The following is a 24148-nucleotide window of genomic DNA, read 5'->3' as shown; positions in this document are numbered from 1 at the left end:
GTGAGACAGTTCGGTCCCTATCTGCCGTGGACGTTTGAGATTTGAGAGGGGCTGCTCCTAGTACGAGAGGACCGGAGTGGACGAACCTCTGGTGTTCCGGTTGTCACGCCAGTGGCATTGCCGGGTAGCTATGTTCGGAAGAGATAACCGCTGAAAGCATCTAAGCGGGAAACTTGCCTCAAGATGAGATCTCACTGGAGCCTTGAGCTCCCTGAAGGGCCGTCGAAGACTACGACGTTGATAGGTGGGGTGTGTAAGCGCTGTGAGGCGTTGAGCTAACCCATACTAATTGCCCGTGAGGCTTGACCATATAACACCCAAGCAATTTGCGCGAAAGCCAGATTGCGGTGGTGAAGACGAAAGACCCGAAAGTTCGTACCATCACAGATATCGCATATCCGAATTCGCTGGGCTGTCCATCCGGACATTCTGGCAACAGAATTTCTTGACGACCATAGAGCATTGGAACCACCTGATCCCATCCCGAACTCAGCAGTGAAACGATGCATCGCCGATGGTAGTGTGGGGTTTCCCCATGTGAGAGTAGGTCATCGTCAAGATTCATTTCGCAAAACCCCTATCTGCGCGAGCAGGTAGGGGTTTTGTCTTTAAGTAGAAGTATCAAGAATTCGCTGGCACGTCCAACCGACGGTCTGGCACACAGAATTTCTTGACGACCATAGAGCATTGGAACCACCTGATCCCATCCCGAACTCAGCAGTGAAACGATGCATCGCCGATGGTAGTGTGGGGTTTCCCCATGTGAGAGTAGGTCATCGTCAAGATTCATTCCGAAACCCCTGTCTGCGCTGCAGACAGGGGTTTTGTCTTTTCTGGCCCATGAAGATCTGGGCTCAGACCTCCAGGGCTCAGAACTGGTAGCTCACCGTAGCGCTTACGTTGCGCTCCTCGCCCATGTAGCAGTAGTTCAGACTGGCACAGGAGGCGATGTAGGTTTCATTGGTCAGGTTGTTGGCATTCAGGCGCAGATCAACGCCCTTGAGCCCCACCTTGCCCAAGTCGTAGCCGACAGAGGCATCGAACAGGGTATAGGAGGGCACCTTCATGGTGTTCTCTGCGTCTACCCAGCTGTATCCCACATAACGTACGCCGCCGCCCAGGCGCAGCCCGTCCAGCACGCCCTGGTTGAAGTTGTAGTCGGCCCACAGCGAGAACATCTGCTTGGGCGCCTGGGTCGGTGAATTGCCTCGGTTGTCGCTTGTCGACACCAGGCTTGGCATGGTCTTGGAATATTCGATGTCGGTGAACGTATAGCCCCCCAGCAGCTTCAGGTTGTCGTTGACCTGAACATGCGCCTCCAGCTCCAGCCCTTGCGAGCGGACCTGGCCAACAGGACGGTAGAAGTCTTCATCAGGCTGCTTGGAGGCAAGGTTTTCCTGCTCGATGCGAAAGACCGAGGCGGTGAACAGGTTTTCGGTACCTGTCGGTTGGTATTTGATACCGGCCTCCCACTGGGTACCCTCCGTCGGTGCTAGCGGACGCCCATCCTGGTCGGAAACCGTATTGGGATTGAAGGACTCCGAATAGCTGATATAGGGCGCGATACCATTTTCGAACAGGTACAGCACCCCCGCGCGGCCGGTGAGCTTGGTACGGTCGTCGCTGACACGTGTGTCGCTGTCCCTGTTCTCTTCGGAGACCTTGACCCAGTCTTGTCGAAGTCCCAGTGAAAAGCGCCATTGGTCGAGTTCGACCAGGTCCTGCAGGTAAACGCCCGTCTGCTGGAGGCGTCGCAGGTAGTTGTTCTCCCCGAGCACCTGCAGGTTACCGTTGCCGTACCGAGGGTTGGCGGCATCCAGGGCATCGACGCTACCGTAGCGCCACGTGACGTCAGCCTTGCGCCGCTGGTAGTCGGCACCCAGCAGCAGGGTGTGCTTGGCAGCACCGGTGAAAAATTCGGCCTGCAGCATGTTGTCGATGATGAACGAATGCAGACGCTCGTCGCCGCCGGTGTAGGCACGGTTCAAGACGTTGCTGCCGGCCTCCGCCCAGCCCGCCGAGTACACCTGGTCCATCGACACATCCGAGTCCTGGTAGCGGAAGTTCTGGCGCGCCGTGAGGACGTCGTTGAAGCGATGCTCGAACTGGTAGCTGAACGACTGCTGGGTGCGTTCATAGTTGTCGATGCCCGGCTCCCCTTCGAAGAAATGGTCCGACAGGCGTTGCCCGTTACGTTTGTGCAACGCGCCATCGGCGGGGTTGCCACCGTGGTAGCCGCCATTGGGATCGTGCTGCAGGTAGGCCTGCAGGGTGAGTGAGGTGTCTTCGCTGAAGTCGATGCTGATCGCCGGAGCGATGGCGTAGCGTTCTTCCTTGCTGTGATCGAACTGTGTGTCGGAGGAGTCCGCCAGGCCAGTCAGGCGATAGGCAATGCGCTTGTCCTCATCCAGCGGACCGCTGAAGTCGAAACCCATGCCTCGCTGGCCCTGGGTCCCGACGGTCGCCTCGACCTGGTGGTACGGATCATACAGTGGCTTCTTGGTGGTCAACGCCACCAGGCCACCCGGCGAGCTACGGCCATACAGCACCGAGGACGGGCCCTTGAGCACGTCGATGCGTTCAAGGAAGTACGGATCGACCTGCATGGTGCTATAGGTGCCGTTATCGCCCATGGACTTCAGGCCGTCCAGGTAGATGTTATCCACCGAACCATCGTTGAAACCGCGCATGGCCACATAGTCGTAGCGGTGCGTGGCGCCATAGGGGTTGGTCAGCACGCCAGGGGTGTAGCGCATGGCCTGGGCGACGGTCTGCGAGCCCTGGTCCTCGATCTGTTGGCGAGTCACCACCGAGACCGACTGAGAGGTCTCCACCAGCGGGGTGCTGGTTTTGGTCGCGACCTGGCTATGGGTGGCGTTGTAGCCGTCCATGCTGCCCAAGGCGTTGCCAAGGCTGAAACCGCGCACGTCTGTGCTGGGCAGCGAGAGCGCGGCGTCTTCGGGCAGCGGACGCAGGATGAAGCTGTTGCCATCCTGGCTTACAGCTTCCAGGCCGCTGCCATCTAGCAGATGGCGTAGCGCCTGCTCCGGTGCGTAGGTGCCCTTCAGGCCTGGCGATTGCAGGCTGCCGGTGAGCTGAGGCGTGCTCGACAAGGTGATCCCGGCCTGGCGCGCGAACTGGTTGAGCACCTCATCGAGGCTCCCCCCAGGGATGGCGTACTGCCGGGTGGTTTGGGCCGACTGGGCCGCACTGGCCAGCATCGGCAGCGCGCCCATGCCGAGCGCCGTGCCCAGTATGGCAGCGCGCACTGCTCTGACGAGGCGCGATGAGGGCAGGGCAGGCGAGACGTTGTTGTTGTCGAGGCGGGGCACCAAGGGTAAATCCGTATGCATGAAAATGTCCGTCGAGTCGGTATGGCAGCGGAATCGCTTACTGTCCTAGCCGAACGCGGGCGTCAAACCCGCCAAAAAGCCCGGCTGCTCATGCCGACCGTTCCAGGCTTACCCACCAGCGGGTGCGGTAGGTGACCTTCACCGGCAGGGTTTGCGGCAACAATTGCAGCAGCTTGTCGGTGTCTTCCAGGCGAAACACCCCAGACAGGCGCAGGTCGGCAATCTCGTCGCTGCAGCCCAGCAGCCCATGGCGATACCGCCCCACCTCCCTCAGAAAATCGCCAAGGCGCATGTCCCGCGTCACGATCAGCCCCTCCACCCAGGCGCTGGCATCCATGTCCGCCTGTTCGAGCGAGCGCATGCCGGTCGCGTCCAGACGGTAGGCCTGCCCTTCATTGATCCAGTGCAACCGCCCTTTTCCCGGTCGATGAATAGCAACCTTGCCACGGCTGACACTGACCCGCGTGCAATCGCCATCCTGGCGCACCCCGAAACGCGCCTCGAAGCCCTCCAGCAGCCCGTCACGCGTCTGCACCAGCAGCGGCCGGCCGTTTGCTTGCGACTCTTCGCAGGTCAGCATCATCTCGCCCCGTTTGAGGCGGATCAGCCGCTGCCGTGCATCGAACGCCAGGTCGACGGCGCTGGCGGTGTTGAGCTGCAGCAACGAGCCGTCCGGCAAATGGAAGCTGCGTCGCCCCCCTGTGGCACTGGCGTAGTCAGAGGTCCAGGTAGCGACCGCATCCAGGTCCTTGCCTAGCCAGGCGGCCGAGCCCAGCAAGGCAACGCTGCCCAGCAGTTTCAGTGCCTGGCGTCGGTGCAGGCGCTGTTGGCTGGTTTCAAGGGTCTGCAGCGCGATGCTGGCTCCGGGAACGGCTTGCAGGTCGAGCTCCTGGTGCAGGCTCAGCACCCGTTGCCAGGCCAGTTCATGGTCATGGTCGACCTTGCGCCATTCGTCGCACTGTTGCTTGAGGATCGGGCTGTAGCCGCTTTCCCGCAGCTTGAGCATCCAGTGGATGGCCTGCTTGACTACCTTTGGCGCGGGGCAAGGAGCGCTCATCGCCTCAAGACTCGCTCTCGTAGCGCAGCAGGTAGCAGTGATAGAGCGCATCAGCGATATACCGCTCGACCGAGCGCAGCGAGATACCCATCTGCTCGGCGATTGCCTTGTGTGTCAAACCTTCGCACTGAGCCAGCAGGAACGCCCGGCGCACCTTGGGTTTGAGCCCATCGAGCATCTGCGCGATGCGTTCGAGCAACTCGAAAAGCAACTCGCGGGTTTCGGGGGAGGGCGTTTCGGCGTCCGGTAGATGCGCCAGCGCATCGAGGTAGGCGCGGTGAAGTTCTTCACGTCGCCAGTGGTCGATCACAAGGCCCCGGGCAACGGTGCGCAGGAAAGCCCGAGGGGCGGTCAGTTGCAGCTGTTCTCGACGCTGCAGCAGGCGCACGAAGGTGTCCTGGGCCAGGTCCGCGGCATCGGCGGCATTGCCCAGCTTGCTGCGCAGCCAGTTGTGCAGCCAGCCGTGATGGTGACTGTAGAGGGTGTGCACGGTGTCTTGATGAGGCATGACGGTGCGCTGCGGTTAGTGGGTATGAATGATAATTAGTCTCATTGTTTGCGGCTCGAGAATATTTTGCAATAGATGAAGGCAACCGCGGGCAGTCCCGCCCCTTGGGAGGGGACTGCCCATGGCGCTGGTTAGCTCAACAGCCCTGGCACATTCCTCATTGCCTCATCGGCGAAGCCCTGAAGAAACGCCTGGAACTCAGGCAGTGCCTCCGCGCCGCCTTCGCGTGGCTCGGCCTGGATGGTCCAGGTCGCACGGCTGCGTCCGGCATCAAGCGCCTCGACCTGCATGGCCGCCCATAGGTTGCCGATGTTCAGGCTGGTATGGATCAGGCTCCAGGTCATGGTCATGGCCGCTTCATCGCGGCTGTTGAGCTGCTCGATGACCACGTTGCCATCTTTGAACAGCTTCTTGCGCACCGAGCGCACGCCGCTTCCGGTCATGTCGATATGGGCAAGGGCCGGAATGAACACCGGGAAGCCGGCGAAGTTGCCGACGATGTTCCAAGCGCTGGCGGCCGGGGCAGGGATTTCAACCTGGGCGATGACTTCGCAGCCCTGTGGATTGCGGATCAGGGTGTCGGGTTTTAGTGGTTGCATGGTGTGTTGCTCCTTGTGGATAAAAAAAGATCAGATGAAACCGATGTCGCTGAGGTACTGGCAGCCTTGCCGTAGCAGCGCCGGCGTCTTGTCCGGATAGTGGGCGCCCATGCGCAGGACGCCGGCACGGGCATTGCCATGCTCGATATCGCTGATGTCGCCGATGTCTTCACCGAAGCCGTCGAGGTAGAAACCCAGCACCTCGAACAACGCGTTGTCGCGGTCGACCCTGGCCAGCTCGCGTTGCCATCGCTCGACGCTGATCAGCTCGAAGCCATGCCCCTGCTCGCGAAACGCCGCCACGTAATCCCGCCAGCGCAGGGGCTGGGGGTTGTGCAGGTTGAAGACGCATTGACCAGCCTGGTGGCGGCTGGCGTGGAAGGTGATGAAGCGGGCGAGGAAGTCCACCGGCATCAGGTCGAACTCGATGTCCAGGTCTGGCATCCGCCCGAGTTGCAAGGAGCCCTTGAGCATCAGCATCAGGCGATTGCGCTGTGGCTGGCAGGCACCGTTGCGGCTGTCGAAGGTGATATTGCCCGGGCGGAACAGGTTGACCCGCACGCCTTGGGCGCGAGCGCGCTGCAGGATACGTTCCGCCACCCACTTGCCGAGGTTGTAGCCGTTGCGGATGAAAAGGGGCGGCGTCGGCGCCGCGTCCTGTTCCAGTACCCGGCCGTGGTCATCCACGGCGCTGCAGGCCGACAGCGTGGAGACGAAGTTGAAGATCTTCTTGCGCTGGCCCTCGCACAGGCGCAGGCACTCGAACAATGGCTCGATGTTGTCGGCCGCCAAGGCTTGATAGTCGAGCACGTGATTGACCTGCGCCGCGTTATGCAGCAGGGCGCCATATTCGTCGTCCAGGTAGTCGTAGTCCTCGGCCGAGAGGCCCAGGCGTGGCTGGCGCAGGTCTGCCTCGTACACCCTGACCCTGCTCAGGTCGACGTCCAGCCGGTTGTCCACAAGCGCCTGGGCGAAGCGCTCCTGGGCGGTCTGGGAGGGCGTGCGGCGAACCAGGCAGGCCACCTCGCTGGCGCCCCACGCCAGCAGCGATTCGACCAGGTGTGCGCCCAGAAAACTGTTGGCGCCCGTGACGATGACCTTGTGCACGTCCCCCATGCGCTCCAAGGGTTGCACGGTGAGCCGCAGATCCCGGTTGGCATCCTGCTCCAGCCGCTCCAGCGACGTGTCGAGTACCGGGCCATCGCCCGCGAGCAACACGGCCAAGCGTTGCACGGTCGGCTGCTCGATGAAGTGATTGATCGCCACACCGCGACCGAACTGCTCGCGTACCTCGAGCAGCAGGCGCGACAGCAGGATCGAATGACCGCCCAGGTTGAAAAAGCTTTCGTCGGTGGAAATGTCTGCTGGCGATAGCTCCAGCAGCCGGGCCCACAAGGCGCACAGACGCGTCTCGGTGGTGCTCACCGGCATCACGCGCCCCGCGGCAGGCAGCGGGGCGGCTTGCCTCGACAGCAGGACCTGGCGGTCGACCTTGCCATTGACGGTGCTGGGCATCTGCTCCAGCACCTGATACTGGGCAGGGCGCATGTAGTCGGGCAGTTGCCGGACCGCGTGAAGGCGCAAGGCATCCAGCGCATCATCGCGCAGCGGCCGGGCGGCAAAGGCTAGGACCCGGCGCTGCGCATCGATGACCACCGCCACCTGCGCGAACGACTGGCTGGCGCGCAGGCAGTGTTCGATCTCCTCCGGCTCGACCCTGAAGCCGCGGATTTTCACCTGGTTGTCCAGGCGGCCACAGAGCTCCAGACCCGCCGCCGTCCACTTGCCGATATCACCCGTCCGGTAGGCGCGCAGGCGCTGGCCGTCCGGCAGGGCTAGCTGCACGAAGCGTTCGGTTGTCAGGGCGGGGTTGCGCAGGTAGCCCAGGCCCACGCCGGGACCTGCGATGTAAAGCTCGCCGGGCGTCTCTTCAGGCACTGGTTGCAACTGCTTGTCGAGCACCAGCACCTGGCTGTTGGCAATAGGCACGCCCAGGTTGCGGTTGTTGTCACCCTTGGCGAACACACGGGTTGTCGCGAGTACCGTGGTTTCGGTCGGGCCATAGATATTATGCAGGTGGCATTGGCCTGCCAGGCGCTCGATGACCTCCGGCTCGCAGACATCGCCGCCGGTGACCAGGTGGCGCAGGCCCAGGTGCTGCTCGGGTGGCAGCACGCTCAGCAGGGCCGGCGGGAGGAACGCATGGGTGACTTCCTGGCGGTGCAGCAGCTCCACCAGTTGTTGCGGATCGCGGCGCTGGTCCTGGTCTGGAATCACCAGTTCGGCGCCATGGATGAAGGCCGGCAGGATGTCCAGCAGCGACGCATCGAAACCGATGGTCGAGAACTGCAACACCCGACTGTGGCCGTCGAGCGCCACGTGCCCGGCGTACCATGCGGTGAAGTGCATCAGGTTGTGCTGGCTGAGCAGCACGCCCTTGGGCACCCCGGTGGTGCCAGAGGTATAGATGGCCACCGCCGGCGCCTGGGGTGACAGCGGCTGCTGGAGCAGCGCAGGCAACGGCAGGTCAGGGGCGGCCACGGTCGAGCGCAGGTCGAGCGCCGGAATGCCTTCGAATGCCTGCCCGTCATGCAGCAGCAGGCAGGCACCTGCGTCTTCAAGGATTCGCTGGCGCCTTTCGACCGGAGTGGCCGGATCCAGGGGCAGATAGATGGCACCGCAGCCAAGCACCGCCAGCAGGCCAGCATAGAGCGCTGGTGATTTGTCGAGGCACAGGGCGACCACGGCCGGTTCATCGCACCGGATCGGCAGCAGGGGTAGCAAGGCTCGCTGGATGCCTGCGGCCAGGGCGTGCAATTGCCGGTAGCTCAGGCGCTGGCCGTCGAGGTTCAGCGCAGGCCGATCGGCGAACGCCAGCAGGCTGCGGTCGAGCTGCTCCGCTAGGCACGTTTGCGCCTGATGGAGCAGCTCCGGCCGCGCGGTGCGGTTGAATGGATGCCGCCAGGCCAGCTGTTCGAGCCACTGCAGAGGGTGTTCATGCTCCCCGGTCGCAGCTTCGACCGTCGGCGCTTCGTTGAAGTAGCACGGGTTGCGCGAGAAACCGGTGACCAGCCTGTCCAGCCCCGCGCTCAAGGCGTCCAGCGCGGTGTGACGCAGCGCCTGACCGTTGCCCGATGGCGGGATCTCGATCGTCTGACGCTCGATCAGCCTTTCAAGGCCAGCGCTTGCATGCCCGAACAGGATTTCGAGACGAGGCAGGCCTGCATCCTCGTCCGCCTGGCCGATGGTCAGGCGCACTGCAAGCAGCGGACAGTCCCCCAGCGCCTGCCGATGATGGGCCGCCAGCTCAAGGCTGCCATCCTCGACCACCAGATGCGGCCGGGTTTCCAGAGCGGCATTCAGGCTCGCCTGGCAGGCCGCGAGGCGTGCGCCGTGACCATGCTCGTCGAGCAGCTGGCACAGGTGCTCCAGCGCGGGGCTGGCGCCAGCCAACAGGATATCAAGGCGTCTCATGGCGTCTCCCCCGGCAGGTAGTCATGCAAGGCGCGCTGCACACAGGGTGATTCGAGCATCGAACTGCTGCGGAAAAAACGCAGGATGTTGCCCAGCAACGGATGCTGCTGGCTGATCGGATACGCCAGCCCGCAGACCTCCGCGCGCAGCGCCTGGCGCACCGTTTCGTCCACTGGCAGGGCAGCGATCAGGCCAAGGTCGAACAACTGCTGGATATCGCTGGTCAGGTACTGGCTCAGGAACACCGGCAATACCTGTGCGATCGCCTCGCGCTCGGCCTGCGGCGCCGCCTGCCAGTAGATGCGCGTCAGCCGTGCCCAGAAGCTGGAGTGCCGGCCTTCGTCGAGCAGGTGATCGGCCATCAGGCCTTTCACCGACGGCTTGACCGAATCGTCCCGCGCAAACGCCGCCACATCGTCGGTCAGGGTGTTTTCGGCCACCCCTACGCAAATCAGCTCCAAGGCATCGCGCAGGTCCTCGGGCACCTGCGCCAAGGCGGCGGGAATGGCTCGGCTGAGCTCGATCTCGCCTGGCAGCTCGATCGGCTCGATGCCGGTCAGGGCGATGGTCTGCTGGAGAAAATCCATTGCCACCAGCGCGTGGTAGTCCTCGTCCACCACGACGGTCATCGCGTCATAGCGGCAGGCGAAGGGGAAGCGCACGGCGAAGCGGTCCTTGGCGATGCGCCGGGCGGTGCGGTCAACGATCTCGGTCTCGAAGATGACCACGTCATTGATGAACTTGTAGAGGCTCTGCACCAGGGCAAAGTCGCGCAAGTGCGGGCATTCGCGCTGGAAGGTGGCCGACAGCACCAAGGGTTGCCGGCTGAGCGGGTAGATCAGGCGCTGGTCATCCTCGACCAGGCGCCGCGGCCGCGTGCGAATGGTCGCGCGCGCCTCCCAGATGTCGGCGAAAGAACGGTAGTCCGAAGCTTTCATGGCGTGACCTCGGCCACCGGGGCATGCAGCTCGGCGCGCAGGCGGTCCCACAGCGCGAGGCGGCTGTCCACGGCTGCGATGGCCGCGTGGTAGACCTCCTGCTCGCGCAGCGCATCGTCGCCAACCAGGCGTGCGAGCAGTTGCTCGGCTGCCGGGCCGTGGTCTTCGGAGTCCACTTCGATATGCCGCTGCAGGTAGTAGCGGAAGGTAGGTGCCTGCTCCGCACCAATGCCCCAGGCATCGAGGATCTGCTGGAACATCTGCGGGATGACACTTTCACGTCCATGCAGGAAGGCGGCGGCAACCCGGTGGGCGGGTGCCTGCAGCGCCACCTCCAGCGTGTCGCAGACAAACCGGCGCGCCGCTTCGCTCGCCCCGACCCGCTGCAGGGCACTGGCATGGTCGACACCGTCCTGCTGCAGGCGGATGAAGTATTCGATCGAATCGGTGCTGGCACCGACTTCGCGCATGGCATCCAGGTAGAGCTCGAAATGGCTGTAATGGCCGTGTCCCAGGCGATCATCGGATTCCTCGCCCAGCACGATTTCATTGATCAGGCGGGCGGCAGCCGGGTCGGTGGGTGGTAGCCAGGGCAACCGGACGCAGGTCAGCTCCTGCTGCAGGCGCTTGGTCAGCGACATGAAGTCCCATACCGCGTAGACATGGGTTTCCATGAACCGGCGCAGGACGGGAAGCGAATCGATCTCGGTAAATACCGGGTGCCGGGAAAGTTCGAGTTTCTTTGCGGCAAGTGTGTGTTTCAACGTGTTCATGAGGCTATCCTGAGTTGGCTGATTTAAATGTCCTGTTCGCCGCCGGACTTTTTTAAAAGTCGAGCGATGCCCTCGAATTAAGTTCGAAGTCGTACACTGTGCGGGCGGTCAGAGTGCAAGGCGCCGGGCGCCGTACCTGAGGGTGCGGGCCATGTAGCGGCTGGCCATTTAAAAGTTAGATCAACTTGGAAGTGCTGTGCAATGAATTTTTATAGTTTTATTATCTTTATATTAATTGGGCGTGATGGGTCCCGATAAAACTGTTGGGAAAGTTTTATTTGGTAAAAGAGTGCCCCTTCCGGTCAATAAAGATCAGAATAAATTAGAGTGGATGTAAAACATCACTCCGGGCCTCGGTCGGCGGGAATGGACGTATCAATTCATGGAGGGGCAGCTGATCGACGCACGGTCCTTGCCCGGTGGCAGACTCCTTCTGCTGATGGATGACGGGCGGCCGACCAGGTCCGCCTGAGGGCGATCAGCGGTCGGTGCGGGGGTAAGAGTGTCCGCAAAATGCAGCCGCTGCCATGGTTTACCGCAAGGCAACCAGTGGAAAAGCTGTCAGGGACAGGGGGAAACAGCGACAGTGGGGCTCAGAAACTGAGCAACCCCAGGTGCGTGTTGATGATCCTGAGCAGGCGCTGATCTTGCGAGCCAGGATCGCCGTCATGCTGCGCAAGCTCGATCAACTCCAGTTCACGCTGGGCGAACGCGTGCCAGCCGAGCATCCTGGGCAGTGCGCCCGGAGGGTAGAGCGCTGTGACGGGAATGCTCAGCGCCGGGTCGAGCGCGCCGGGCGGCGGCGCTTCTGGGCTGTCACAGCCCGATACAAACAAGCGACGGGTCTGTCCGGGATGCGATCGTTCTGCCAGTTGAGCGACCTGGAATGCCATGTGGGCGCCCCAATGCTGGCCAAACAGGGCATGGGGCTTGCCCAGAAACACCTGCAGGCGGCTGAACAAGGCCTGGGCCACGGGGGTAGGTGGCTGGAGCAGGTCGCTGGGCGTGCATTCCGCCTCGCGCTGGACGTCGACGGCGATCAGCTCGATGTGATCGCTCAAGGCATGCGACCACGCGCGGTAACGTTCCAGGTTTTCCTGGCTGCAGGCCAGGCAGATCAAGCGGACACGGTCGGCTTGCTGCGAATTGCCAGTGGGGCTCATTGTGCCGATTGCTTGTTCAGGTAGTTCCTGATGGTGCGGGAGGCATTGTTCAGGTGCTTTTCCAGGACCCCGACTGCCTCGTCCACCAGCTTGTCGCTGGCGGCATCGACCAGTGCGGTGTGGTCGTCCTGGGTGAGCTTGCCCAGCCCCATGGATGACAGGTGGAAGCGCAGGAAGCGCTCCTCTTCATTGAGCTCGTTCTCGATCATGCGAAGCAGCTTGAGGTTTGTTGCCTTGCTGTACAGCGTCATGTGGAACAGGCGGTTGAGGCGGCCGATCTCGGCGTGGCGGGTTTCGTGCTCGAGCTGGGTGATGTACTGGCGGGCGAGGGCAATGTCCTCGGCAGTCAGCAATGGAATCGACTGGCGCAAGGCCTCGGATTCAAGGATCACACGCAGCGCGTAGGTATCGACGGCATCCTCGCCGATCAGTGGCGCAACCACCGCGCCTTTGTGCATCACCACCTTGAGCAGCGATTGCGCCTCAAGCTGGCGCAAGGCCTCGCGCACCGGCATGCGGCTGACGCCAAACAAGGTCGCCAGCTCCTGCTGACGCAGGGCTGTGCCCGGGGGCAGGCGCCCATCCAGGATGGCGCTGCGCAGGCGCTCTTCGATCACACTGCGTGCCAGGTGCGCCGGCACCTGCTCATCGCCCAATACGGTGCTCAGAGGGAGTTTTGATTTGTCAGCCACGCGACGAGAGCCCTGATGTAAATTGGATCCAATCACCCTAATCAGGAGCGCAACACTTGTCAATCGGCGCTGCAGGCCACTGATCACACACTCAATTGGGGATTGCAGCTATGGTGAATGAAGTTGCATGCCAAGGGAAGTCGAGCAAGCACCTCGACGTCAGCGCAGGAACGCATCGGTTCAGTGATTTTCGTAGCGATGATTGCAAGGTGCCATTGCCTTTTCCCTTAGCCCGCCACACCATTCCATTTTTCCCATAGGCTCAGGCTCTCTGCAGTGGCGATCCGTTGGTTCTTGCGTTCAACCCTGCTTCGACTGGCACCCGCCCTATGGCTGGGCTGCCTGTTGCTGGGCGGCGTGCAGGCAGATTGGGACTTCTCGCAGATCAGCCGCCGGGCGCAGGCCCTGTATGGCCCGCTGGGATCGGGGGAGGCCCGTATCGATGCCTGGCAGAACCTCATGGCCACTCAGAACCAGGGCAGCGAGACGGCACGGCTGGAGGCGGTCAATCGTTTTTTCAACCAGCAATTGCGCTATGTCGAGGACATCGACCTGTGGCACGAGGTCGACTATTGGGCAACCCCCGTCCAGTCCCTGCTCAAGGGCGCCGGCGATTGTGAAGACTACGCTATCGCCAAGTACTTCAGCTTGCGGCGCATGGGTATTCCCAGCGATAAACTGCGCATTACCTACGTCAAGGCGCTGCGCCAGAACCGTGCGCACATGGTCCTGACCTACTATTCGGATCCACAGGCACAACCGTTGATTCTCGACAGCTTGATCGATGCCATCAAACCCGCGAGTCAACGTACCGACCTGTTGCCCGTCTATGCCTTCAATGGCGAAGGCCTGTGGCTGACGGGCGCTGCCGGCAACAAGAAGGTGGGTGACACCAAGCGGCTGTCACGCTGGCAGGACGTGCTGAAAAAAATGCAGGCCGAAGGATTCCCGGCCGAACCGGCTTACTGAAGGAGCTTAGATGTCACTGTTCAAACAACTGCTGATTGCCATATGCCTGTTCCTGGTGGTCGCCTTCAGTGGCAGCTTCCTGGTCAGCCTGGAGAGCTCGCGCAGCCAGTATGTCAACCAGTTGCGTTCCCATGCCCAGGATGCGGCCACGGCGCTGGCGTTGTCGCTGACGCCCAGTATCGACGACCCGGCGATGGTCGAGCTGATGGTCAGCTCCATTTTCGACAGCGGCTACTACAGCAGCATCAAGGTGGTCGACCTGAGCTCCAACGCCTTGCTGGTGGAGCGTCACGCCGAGCCGGACCCCAACGGCGTACCGGCCTGGTTCGTACGCATGATCGGCCTGGAAGCGGCGGGCGGCGACGCCATTGTCAGCCGTGGCTGGCAGCAGGCAGCGCGTGTCGAGGTGATCAGCCACCCGATGTTCGCCCTGTCCAAGCTGTGGCAGAGCGCCTTGGGCAGCCTTGGCTGGCTGCTGTTGTGTGGTGCGGTGAGCGCCGTGCTCGGTGCGCTGTTGCTGCGCCGGCAACTGCGTCCGCTGGACTACATGGTGGCGCAGTCCCACGCCATTGCCCGCCGGGAGTTCCTGAGCGTGCCCGAGCTGCCCCGCACGCCGGAGCTGCGCCGGGTGGTGCAGGCCATGAACCAGATGGTCGAAAAGCTCAAGGCATTGTTCACCGAGCAGGCCGAGCGCAGCGAGAAACTGCGCGCCGAATCCTACCAGGACAGCCTGACGGGCCTGGCCAACCGCCGTTACTTCGAGATGCAACTCACCGCCCGGGTCAGCAACCTGGAAGAATCCCGTGCCGGCTACCTGTTGCTGCTGCGGGTCCAGGACCTCGCAGGTCTCAATGCCCGACTGGGCGGCCAGCGCACCGATCAGTTGCTGCAGGCCGTAGGCGAGCAACTGCGCCGCACATGCGCGAACTTTCCCGAGACCAAGGACCTGATCACCCGTAGTCGGGGCGGCGAGTTCGCCGTGCTGGCGCCGGGCATGGTCCACGAGGAAGCCGTGCAGCTGGCCCAGGCGCTCGAAGCCACCCTTGAGAGCCTGCACGAGACCGGTGCCAGCGATGTCGATCCGGTTGCCTGCATTGGCATGGCGCCGTTCAGTCCTGGCGATGTGCCGCAGTCTTTGCTCAAACTGGCCGACGAAGCCCTGGCGCGGGCGGAAAGCCAGCCGAACCCGGGCTGGGTGTGCCTGGAGCAGGGCGTTACCGCCCAGGCCGCCGACAGCCACCATGCGTGGCACAAGCGGCTGGACGACGCCCTGACCAAGGGGCGCTTCGAGTTGTTCTTCCAGCCGGTGGTCGACAGTCATGATCCCGCGCGGATCCTGCACTACAAAGTGATTTCACGCCTGCATGACGAACAAGGCGAGGCGCTTGCCGCCGGTCGTTTCCTGCCCTGGCTGGAACGCTTTGGCTGGATGCCGAGGCTGGACCTGCTGGTGCTGGAAAAGGTCTTCAGGCACCTGCAGCAACATGATGAAAAACTCGCCCTCAACCTCTCCGCCGCGACCCTGGCCGATCCCCAGGCCATGCAGCGTGTCTTCGAGCTGCTGGCGCATCACACCGCCCTGGGGCAGCGCCTGACCGTCGAGATTGGCGAAGAGCAACTCCCCGAGCAGGCAGTGCTCGAACGGCTGACCCGTCGCCTGCACGCCCTGGGCTTCGGGCTGGCGCTGCAACGCTTCGGTGGCCGTTTCAGCATGATCGGCAACCTGGCCCACTTGGGCCTGGCCTACCTGAAGATCGACGGAGGCTACATCCGCAGCATCGACCTTGAGCAGCACAAGCGGCTGTTCATCGAGGCCATCCAGCGCGCGGCGCACAGCATCGACCTGCCGCTGATCGCCGAGCGGGTCGAGACCGAAGGTGAGTTGCAGGTACTACGCGAGATGGGCGTGCAAGGGATCCAGGGCCAGCTGGTCGGCGAGCCGGCGCCCTGGCGCTGAATTCACCATTAGACGGTGCATTCCCTTAGCAGGACAGGGGAAGGTCAGATCAACCCGCCTTCCTCGTCGTCCTCGATCAGGTTGTTCAGGCTGCCCAACGCCTTGCGCGCCGTGGAGCGGTTGAGCAGCTTGGCCTGCGCGCCCGCAGGCAGGTCGGTGATGCTGAACACGCCCTTGGCCGTCAGCACCTCGATCAGGTCCTCGAGCACCCGGATCATGTCCAGGTCGCTCTGCTTGAGCTGCTTGAGACTGTTTTCCACGACGTCATCGGCAAACCACTCCTGGATCTCGGCGTTGTCGGCCGGGAGGATTTCCGAGTATTCGGCATAGGGGGCGGCTTCTACCCGCAGCAACTGGCCCGCGTCGTCGCGTTGCACGTAGAACATGGCGTCGTCCCTCGTCACGTTGATTCCTTATTGGTGAGCAGCAGCATAGGCAAAGTTCATCGGGCCCGCAGGTGCGGGCCCGAAGTATGCCCTGTTGGATGTACGTTTCAACTGTTGGAATTATCAACCTTGATGGTCGGGTCGGCACCACTGATCAACGAATTGATCGTGGTATTCGACCAGTTCACGCCCTCGAGCTTGATGGTCACGTCGGCATTGGCCAGGCCGCCCGCGGCATTGAGCTTGCCTTCGGTGCTGACCAGCACGGTCGAGTCACCGCCAACCGTGGTGATCTTGAGGTAATTGTCGATGGTCGTGCCTTTTTCCCCCTGCAGCAGGTCGCTGAGGTCAAGACGGTCGCCTTCGGCCACCTTGAAATCCTTGATCACGTCCTTGCCGGTGTCCCCGGACTTCCAGACGAAGGTATCCCCGCCAGCGCCGCCGGTCAGGATGTCATCGCCCTTGCCACCGTTGAGGATATCGGCGCCAGCCCCCCCGAACAGCATGTCGTTGCCTTCGCCGCCCAGCAGTGTGTCGTTCCCGGTGCCGCCGAGCAGAATGTCATTGCCCTTGCCGCCGTCGATGTAGTCGTTGCCACCCTGACCGAAGATGAGGTCGTTGCCGGCACCGCCCATCAAGGTGTCCGCGCCGTCATTGGTGCGCGAGACGTCGAATTCGGTGTAATGCTCGGTGACGTACTGGTGCATCATCCGTGCATCCACCGTGGCGGTCTCTACGCCCAGCTTGTTGGCGACATAGGCCTGGATCGCTTCGACGCCGGTACTGGGGATCGAATCGAAACTGACCAGGTCCCCGAAGATGATGTCATGTCCGTCACCCCCATCGACCTTGTCGGCGCTGCCCTGGGTGACATCGGTATGGCCCAGGATCGCATCGGCCAGCTTGGTTGCATCGATGTTCGCTTGTGGAACCTTGTCCGAGTCGAATGCCTTGAGGTCATCAGCGCTGACGCCACTGCCCAGGCCGATCGCCTCGACGCCGGAGAGCGCGGCCAGAAGCTTGAAGCTGTCCGTGGAGTTGGTCAGCGTGGCATCCGTGGTAGTGCTGCCCGTACCCGCTCGGGTGGACAGCTCGTAGCCGCCGTTGCCTTCGGCGCGGATGGTGCCGCTGGTGACGGTGTTCCACTTGTAGCTCCAGCTGAGGATATCGAAGCTTCCCCGCGTCTCGGCGGTCAGCTTGCCGCTGCTGTCGATCGAGACTCGATTGGTGGTGTCGAGCTGGTAATTGGTGACCGTGTCACCGACCTTGTAGCTGATCGTCGTCAGGAACGTGTCGAGCTTGACGCTGCTGTTGGCCAGCGACGGGTTGGTCTGCTCGCTGGTCTGGTAGAAGGTCGGCGCGCCGTCGGTGATGAAGAACGTCTGGTTGCTGCCGGTGCTGCCCGCGTCCTTGAGGTTCTGGAACCAGTTGGCGGTGGTCTTGAAGGCGTCCTCGTAGTTGGTGCCGCCCTCGGAGCTGAGCGTGTTGAGGGCGTTGAGCAGGGTCTTGAGCCCGGCTTCGTTCAAGGTCACCGACACCGTGCTCTTCACCTGGCTGGCGAAGTCCACCAGCAGCACGTTCACGGTGCCCAGCTGGGTCCCCTTCACGGTGGTGGCCAGGGTCTCGAAGACGGTTGCCAGGGATTTTTTCGCCCCGTCCACGCCGCTTGTGCCCATGCTGCCTGAGGTGTCGACGACAAAGGCAAGGTTGTAGTCCTTGCCCGGTGCAAGGTGCAAGCCGCTGGTGTCCGCGACGATCAGGTCGTTGTTGACGGTACCCGTCACCGTGTCGGCGGTGGCGCCCAGATTGCTGGTGGCGTAGGTCTCCGGATAGACCGTCACCTTGATGCTCGCCTCGTTGATCGCCTTGCTGGTACCGACGCTTTCCGAGGCGGTCGAGGTGATCTTCACATCGAACTGGCCGTTGTAGAAGGCCGGCGGCTTGATGCTCAGGCTGTTCAGGGTCCAGCCAGAGACGTCCACGTCAGTCGAGCCGACGGTAGCGGTATGGCCAGCGCTGTCGCTGACCACCGATCCCGCCGGAATACCGCTCAGCTTGACGCTCAGGGTTTCGGAACCATCGGCATCGGTGAGGCTGGTGGCGATGCCGACCAGCTTCACGCTGCCATTCTCAGGCCCTTCGTTGAGCTTGAAGCCGTCGTAGTAGCCCTGGCCATTGCTGCCGTGCAGGTCGGAGACGCTGACCCCGGCGTTCACCAAGGCGGTGACGGTGGGGTACATCGGGAACAGCGCACTGTTCAGGTCCGTCACCGTGCCGCTGCCTACCTTGACGTTGATATCGTAGCCGCCCGCGCCCGACTGGTTGGCGTGGTACACCTCGAGCGTGTAGTAGCCGCTGACCGTCGGCGTGTAGGTGCCCGAGACGGTGCCGCCGGTACCCCAGGTGGCCGTCACCACGTTCTTGCCGCCGATGGTGAGCAGCACGCTGTCGTCCGCGCTACCGCTGAAGGTGTAGACCTTGCCGGCTTCCAGGTACACCAGGCCCGAGGTCTTCGAGCCATTGCCGGCCGCGACGTTGGCATCCGATTGCACGTTGGTGATCGTCTCGGTCTTGCTGGCCGTGCCTGAGTTGCTGAACACGGTCTTCAAGGCATCGCCGGTAATACCGCTGCCGCCGGTGCCCAGGCCCGTGAGACTGGTCCAGGACTCCTTGGTCAGGCCAAGGGAGGCGACGCTGGTACTGCCCACCGCGAGGTCGGGCTTGTCCGCGACAGGCGTGATATCCACCTTCAAGGTGGCCTCGGTGCCCGGCGTGATGCCGTCGGTAGGCTTGAACTTCAGCTGGGCATAGTCGGCCTGCTTGTTGCCCACCCCCGTGCCGCCATAGCCATCGGCGCCAGACTGGTTCGCCACCGGCACGAACTTCAGCTTGCCGGCAGCGATGTCGGCCTGGCTGATGGTCTGGTTAACGGTCACGTTGACCCATGCCGTGCCGTTGTTGAATTTCAGCGTGCCCAGATCCGGCAGCTTGGTGATGGTGACGCCAAGGCTCGAGGTGGCGCTGTCCACATCCGACACGTTGAAGTCGCCCCAGCCCAGCACCAGGTCGGTGTCCTCGGTGCCGGTGACCGCGCCGCCGGAGGTTACCGGCGCATCGTTGACCGCCACCACGTTGACCGTGGTGGTCGCGGTGTTGGATGTGTTCACGCCGTCGGTCACCGTGACCGTGATGACGCGCGGCGTGGTGCTCGGGTCTTCGCTGGTGCTGAAGAAGGTGATGTTCTTGATTGCCTGGGCATAGTCGGCCAGCGTGGCCGTGCCGCTCAGGGTCAGGACCACCTTGCCTTCGGTGCTGTTGGCATTGATGACGATGCCGTTGACGCTGTTGCCCAGGTTCAGGGCATCGCCCGGCTGGCGATTGGTCAGGGTGACGGTCGCGCCGGTGAGCTGGGTGCTGTCGAAATCGGTGATCGACAGATCGATGTCCGCGATCGACCCGCCACTGCCGTTCTCGGTGTAGGTGAACTGATAATCCGCGCCGGTCTTGCCACTGGAGTCGTTGCCATCCAGGTCCAGCACGGGTGCCGGCTCGAAGATCTGTGTGATGACGCTGCCCGCGGTCCCGCTGATCACCAGGCCTTCGAAATTGCCGCCGGTGGCCGAATCGACCTTCACGGTGAACTGCTCGGTGCCTTCGGTGACGCTGTCCTTGATGGTCGGCACGCTGAAGGTGGCCTGGCTGCTGCCGGCCTTGATCACCACGGTGGCCACGCCTGTGTAGTCGCTGCCGTTGGTGGCCGTGCCGGTGTAGCTGAGCTTGACCGTCACGTCGGTCTGCGCCGGGTTGCTCAAGGCCAGGGTATAACTGGCAGCGGCACCCTCGACCACCGCCGTGGTGCCAGTGATGCTCAGCGTGGTGTTGTCGGTGGTGTCGGTGACGGCGGTGCTGACCTGGACCGTGTTGGCGACCAGGTTCTCGTAGTTGCCGCCGCTGACGCTGGTGATGCTGTTGGTGACCGCCGCGTGGCCCTGGTAGACGTCGTTGGACACGGCGGCGCTGACGCTGCCCGAGCTCGCGCCGACGGCGATGGTGATGCTCTGGCCGTTGGCGAGGCCCACCACCACCGGGCGCTCGGTGACGGGGGCGGATACCGTGGCGGTGTAGAGGATCGAGCCCCCCTCGGCCACGCTCGAGGTCGCGGTCAACACCACGGTCGAGGTGTTGATCGTATCGGTCACCTGGGTCACGGCAGCGGTGCCGTCGATAGCCAGGTTCTCGAAATTGCCACCGCTAGCGCTGGTGATGCGGGCGCTGAGGGACGTGGCGTCGATGTACACGTCATCGGCCGGCGCGGCCACGCTCACGCTGTTCGACGTCATGCCCGCGGCGATCACGATGATCAGCCCATTGGAGAGTGTCACGTTCATGGCGCTGCCGGCCGGGTTGGTCAGCGAGGCCGTGTAGATGATGCTGCCGCCCTCGGCCACGCTTGGCGTGGCGCTCAGGCTCACGGTCGTGGTGTCCTGGGTATCGGTCACCGTGGTGCTGACCTGGGCCTGGTTCGCCACCAGGCTCTCGTAGCTGCCGCCGCTGACGGCGGTAATGCTGTTGGTGACCGCGGCATGCCCTTGGTACACGTCGTTGGAGACGCTGGCGCTGACCGTGCCCGAGCTCGCGCCGACCGCGATGGTGATGCTTTGCCCGTTAGCGAGCGCCACCGTGACCGGCGTGCCGGTGACTGGCGAGGTCACGCTAGCGGTGTACAGGATCGAGCCGCCCTCGGCGACACTTGGCGTAGCGGCCAGGGTGACGGTCGAAACGTCCGTGACATCGGTGACGGTCGTGGTGACGGTTGCGGTATTGGCGACCAGGTTTTCGTAGTTGCCACCGCTGACGGCCGTGATGCTGTTGGTGACCGGCGCATGGCCCTGGTAGACATCATTCGAGACCAGCGCGTTGATGCTGCCCGAGCTCGCGCCGATCGGGATGGTGATGCTCTGGCCATTGGCCAGGGCCACGACCACCGGGCTGACCGTGACAGGCGCGCTGACCGTCGCGGTGTAGACGATCGAGCCGCCCTCGGCCACGCTTGGCGTGGCGGTCAGGGTTACGCTGGAGTTGCTGGTGACATCCGTGACCGTCGTGCTCACCGCCGCCGGATTGGCCACCAGGTTCTCGTAGTTGCCTCCACTGACGCTGGCAATGCTGTTGGTCAACGGCGCGTTGCCCTTGTAGACATCGTTGGGCGCGGTGAAGCTCACCGTGCCCGAGCTCTGGCCAACGGCAATACTGATCGACTGACCGTTCGACAAGCTCACCACTACCGGGCTGCCGGTGACCGGCGCCGTCACCGAGGCTGTGTAGACCACGCTCGCGCCCTCGGCCACGCTTGGGGAGGCAGTCAGGGTGACAGTCGAGGTGTCCATGACATCCGTCACCGTGGTGGTCACGGTTGCCGTGTTGGCGACCAGGTTCTCGTAGCTGCCGCCACTGACGGCGGAGATGCTGTTGGTAACCGGCACATGGCCCTGGTAGACATCATTCGAGACCAGCGCGTTGACGGTCCCCGAGCTCGCGCCCACCGCGATGGTGATGCTTTGACCGTTCGCCAGCGTGACGATGACCGGGCTACCAGTAACCGGCGCCGTTACGCTCGCCGTGTACACGATCGCCCCACCCTCGGCAACGCTTGGGGTAGCCGTCAGGGTGACGGTTGAAGTATCCGTCACGTCGGTGACGGTGGTGTTCACCGTAGCCGGGTTGGCGACCAGGTTTTCGTAGTTGCCACCGCTGACGCTGGTGATGCTGTTCGTTACCGGGGCATGGCCCTGATACACGTCGTTGGACACACTGGTGCTGACCGAGCCCGCGCTCGCGCCAACGGCGATGGTGATGCTCTGGCCGTTGGCCAGGCCCACCACGACCGGGCTGCCGGTCACGGGTGCGGACACTGCGGCGGTGTAGACGATGGCACCGCCCTCCGCGACGCTTGGCGTGGCGGTAAGGGTGACCGTGGAGGTGTTGATGGTGTCAGTGACCTGAGTCACCGCCGGCGTGCTGTTGATCGCCAGGTTCTCGAAGTTCCCCCCGCTGGTGCTGACAATCCGCGTGCTCACCGATGCCGCATCGATATAGACATCATCGGCGGGTGCCGCGACGCTGACGCTGCCCGTCGTCTGGCCCGCCGCAATGGTGATCAGCTGGCCATTGGACAGGGTCACATTGACCGCGGTGCCGGCTGGATTGGTCAGTGCCGCCGTGTAGACGATGCTGCCACCCTCGGCCACGGTCGGCGTCGCGCTGAGGCTGATGGTGGTGGTGTCCTGCGTGTCGGTCACCGTGGTCCTGACCGGGATCGGGCTGGCGACCAGATTCTCGTAGCTGCCGCCACTGACCCCGGTGATGCTGTTGGTGACCGCGGCATGGCCCTGATACACATCGTTGGAAACACTCGCGCTGACCGTGCCCGAGCTCGCACCCACGGCGATGGTGATGCTCTGGCCATTGGCGAGGGTGACCACCACCGGGGTGCCGGTCACGGGTGCCGTCACGGTCGCGGTGTACAGGATCGAGCCGCCTTCCGCGACGCTTGGCGTGGCGGTCAGGGTGACGGTCGAGGTATCCGTCACATCCGTGACGCTGGTGTTCACGGTTGCCGGATTGGCGACCAGATTCTCGTAGTTGCCTCCACTGACGCTGGTGATGCTGTTGGTCACCGGCGCGTGGCCCTGATACACGTCGTTGGAGACGAGGGCGTTGACCGTGCCTGAGCTCTGGCCGACGGCGATGGTAATGGTCTGGCCGTTGGAGAGGCTGACCAAGACCGGTGTGCCGGTGACTGGAGCGGTCACCGAAGCGGTGTAGATGATGGTGCCGCCCTCGGCCACGCTTGGCGTAGCGGTGAGGCTGACGGTGGAGGTGTCGGTCACATCGGTGACGGCAGTGCTGACTGGCGTCGGGCTCGACGTCAGGTTTTCGTAGTTGCCACCAGTGACAGCAGTGATGCTGTTGGTGACCGGGGCGTTGCCTTGGTAAGCATCATTCGGTGCGGTGAAATTGACCGACCCCGAGCTTTGGCCGACCGCAATCGTGATCGACTGGCCATTCGACAGCGACACCACCACGGGTGTACCGGTGACCGGCGCGCCCACCGACGCGGTGTACACGATGGTCCCGCCTTCGGCGACGCTCGCTGTGGCGGTCAGGGTGACCGTCGAAGTGTCGGTCACGTCGGTGACCGCGGTGCTGACCAGGGTAGGACTAGAGGTCAGATTCTCGTAATTACCGCCGGACACCCCGGTGATGCTGTTGGTAACGGGCGCATTGCCCTGGTAGGCATCGTTCGGCGCGGTGAAGTTGACCGATCCGGAGCTCTGGCCGACAGCGATGGTGATGGCCTGGCCGTTCGACAGAGTGACCAAGACCGGTGTGCCGGTGACTAGAGCATCTACCGAAGCGGTGTAGACGATGGTCCCGCCCTCAGCGACGCTCGGCGTGGCGGTCAGGGTAACTGTCGAGGTATCGGTCACGTCAGTGACAGCGGTGCTGACCGGCGTCGGGCTGGAGGTGAGGTTTTCGTAATTGCCACCGCTGACGCCGGTGATGCTGTTGGTAACTGGCGCATTGCCCTGATAAGCATCATTTGGTGCGGTGTAGTTGACCGATCCGGAACTCTGGCCGACGGCAATCGAGATCGACTGGCCATTGGACAAGGTCACCAGGACCGGTGCGCCAGTGACCGGGGCCCCAACACTCGCGGTGTAGACGATGGAGCCGCCCTCAGCGACGCTTGGTGTAGCGGTGAGGGTAACGGTCGAAGTGTCGGTTACGTCAGTGACCGCCGTGCTGAGTGGCGTCGGGCTGGAGATCAGGTTTTCGTAGTTGCCACCAGTGACGGAGGTGATGCTGTTGGTGACCGGCGCATTGCCTTGGTAGACGTCATTCGGTGCGGTGTAATTCACCGATCCCAAGCTCTGGCCGACCGCAATGGTGATGGCCTGGCCGTTCGACAGCGAAACCACCACTGGCGTACCGGTGACCGTTGCACCCACAGAAGCGGTGTAGACGATGGTCCCGCCTTCGGCAACGCTTGGCGTGGCGGTGAGGGTGACTGTCGATGTGTCAGTCACATCAGTGACGGCGGTGCTGACGAGGCTAGGGCTGGAGGTCAGGTTTTCGTAGTTGCCACCGCTGACGCCGGTGATGCTATTGGTGACTGGTGCATTGCCTTGGTAGACGTCATTCGGCGCGGTGTAGTTGACGGAACCGGAGCTCTGGCCAACGGCAATAGTAATGGCCTGGCCGTTCGACAGCGAAAC

At 63.1% G+C, this 24148-nt stretch carries 13 protein-coding genes, 3 rRNA genes and 1 pseudogene; 5 read left to right on the top strand and 12 right to left on the bottom strand.

The window, feature by feature from the left end; genetic code table 11:
- From VJS90_RS08770 to rrf (VJS90_RS08760), 3 genes are all read left to right on the top strand, one after another.
- Window positions 1–310: ribosomal RNA gene (locus tag VJS90_RS08770) — 23S ribosomal RNA — on the top strand; the annotation flags it as partial.
- A gap of 134 nt (window positions 311–444) precedes the next feature.
- Window positions 445–560 (top strand): 5S ribosomal RNA (gene rrf, locus VJS90_RS08765).
- Between the two features lie 109 nt (window positions 561–669).
- Window positions 670–785, top strand: a 5S ribosomal RNA gene (gene rrf, locus VJS90_RS08760).
- 84 nt (window positions 786–869) lie between these two features.
- Here rrf (VJS90_RS08760) and VJS90_RS08755 read toward each other — a convergent pair.
- The 9 genes from VJS90_RS08755 to VJS90_RS08715 all read right to left on the bottom strand — a co-directional run bounded on the left by VJS90_RS08755 (window position 870) and on the right by VJS90_RS08715 (window position 12557).
- A complete protein-coding gene (locus VJS90_RS08755) occupies window positions 870–3236 on the bottom strand; it encodes a TonB-dependent siderophore receptor (protein WP_324121046.1) in 2367 nt (788 codons plus the stop codon).
- A 205-nt stretch (window positions 3237–3441) separates the two neighbouring features.
- Window positions 3442–4410, bottom strand: coding sequence for a FecR family protein (locus VJS90_RS08750; RefSeq protein ID WP_324121041.1), 969 nt, complete (start codon window positions 4408–4410; stop codon window positions 3442–3444).
- A gap of 4 nt (window positions 4411–4414) precedes the next feature.
- Window positions 4415–4918, bottom strand: a complete 504-nt coding sequence (locus tag VJS90_RS08745) for a sigma-70 family RNA polymerase sigma factor (RefSeq protein ID WP_324121039.1) — start codon at window positions 4916–4918, stop codon at window positions 4415–4417.
- A 131-nt stretch (window positions 4919–5049) separates the two neighbouring features.
- Window positions 5050–5517: an SRPBCC family protein gene (locus VJS90_RS08740; RefSeq protein WP_324121036.1), complete on the bottom strand. Its 468-nt coding sequence runs from the start codon at window positions 5515–5517 to the stop codon at window positions 5050–5052.
- Window positions 5518–5547: 30 nt separating this feature from the next.
- The gene (locus tag VJS90_RS08735) at window positions 5548–8991 is read right to left on the bottom strand and encodes an amino acid adenylation domain-containing protein (protein WP_324121034.1); all 3444 of its coding nucleotides are present in this window, start codon (window positions 8989–8991) and stop codon (window positions 5548–5550) included.
- The gene (locus tag VJS90_RS08730) at window positions 8988–9929 is read right to left on the bottom strand and encodes a diiron oxygenase (protein ID WP_324121032.1); all 942 of its coding nucleotides are present in this window, start codon (window positions 9927–9929) and stop codon (window positions 8988–8990) included. Before VJS90_RS08730 ends, VJS90_RS08735 begins: the two co-directional genes overlap by 4 nt.
- A complete protein-coding gene (locus VJS90_RS08725) occupies window positions 9926–10702 on the bottom strand; it encodes a DUF3050 domain-containing protein (RefSeq protein WP_324121030.1) in 777 nt (258 codons plus the stop codon). The genes VJS90_RS08730 and VJS90_RS08725 overlap by 4 nt, the downstream gene beginning before the upstream one ends.
- Before the next feature lie 593 nt (window positions 10703–11295).
- Window positions 11296–11865, bottom strand: a complete 570-nt coding sequence (locus tag VJS90_RS08720; protein ID WP_324121028.1) for a thioesterase domain-containing protein — start codon at window positions 11863–11865, stop codon at window positions 11296–11298.
- Window positions 11862–12557, bottom strand: a complete 696-nt coding sequence (locus VJS90_RS08715; RefSeq protein ID WP_324121026.1) for a GntR family transcriptional regulator — start codon at window positions 12555–12557, stop codon at window positions 11862–11864. The genes VJS90_RS08720 and VJS90_RS08715 overlap by 4 nt, the downstream gene beginning before the upstream one ends.
- Window positions 12558–12851: 294 nt before the next feature.
- Between VJS90_RS08715 and lapG the strand changes: the two genes are divergently transcribed.
- Together lapG and lapD are read left to right on the top strand one after the other, a co-directional pair.
- Window positions 12852–13526 (top strand): cysteine protease LapG, encoded by a 675-nt coding sequence (gene lapG, locus VJS90_RS08710; RefSeq protein ID WP_414704921.1) that lies wholly within the window; start codon window positions 12852–12854, stop codon window positions 13524–13526.
- Window positions 13527–13536: 10 nt separating this feature from the next.
- Entirely contained in the window at window positions 13537–15483 is a 1947-nt protein-coding gene (gene lapD, locus VJS90_RS08705; protein WP_324121023.1) for a cyclic di-GMP receptor LapD, read from the top strand.
- A gap of 44 nt (window positions 15484–15527) precedes the next feature.
- Here the strand turns inward: lapD and VJS90_RS08700 are convergent, their stop codons facing one another.
- The 3 genes and pseudogenes from VJS90_RS08700 to VJS90_RS08690 form a co-directional block, all read right to left on the bottom strand.
- Window positions 15528–15869, bottom strand: coding sequence for a tryptophan synthase subunit beta (locus tag VJS90_RS08700; RefSeq protein ID WP_324121044.1), 342 nt, complete (start codon window positions 15867–15869; stop codon window positions 15528–15530).
- Between the two features lie 107 nt (window positions 15870–15976).
- Window positions 15977–23959, bottom strand: coding sequence for an immunoglobulin-like domain-containing protein (locus VJS90_RS08695; protein ID WP_324121042.1), 7983 nt, complete (start codon window positions 23957–23959; stop codon window positions 15977–15979).
- Between the two features lie 12 nt (window positions 23960–23971).
- A pseudogene (locus tag VJS90_RS08690) lies at window positions 23972–24142 on the bottom strand (immunoglobulin-like domain-containing protein); the annotation flags it as partial.
- Between the last annotated feature and the right edge of the window lie 6 nt (window positions 24143–24148).

Source organism: Pseudomonas sp. (assembly GCF_035277045.1).
GTDB lineage: Bacteria > Pseudomonadota > Gammaproteobacteria > Pseudomonadales > Pseudomonadaceae > Aquipseudomonas.
The sequence above is the reverse complement of the archived record's forward strand: the minus strand, read 5'-3'. Positions and strand labels throughout refer to the sequence as shown.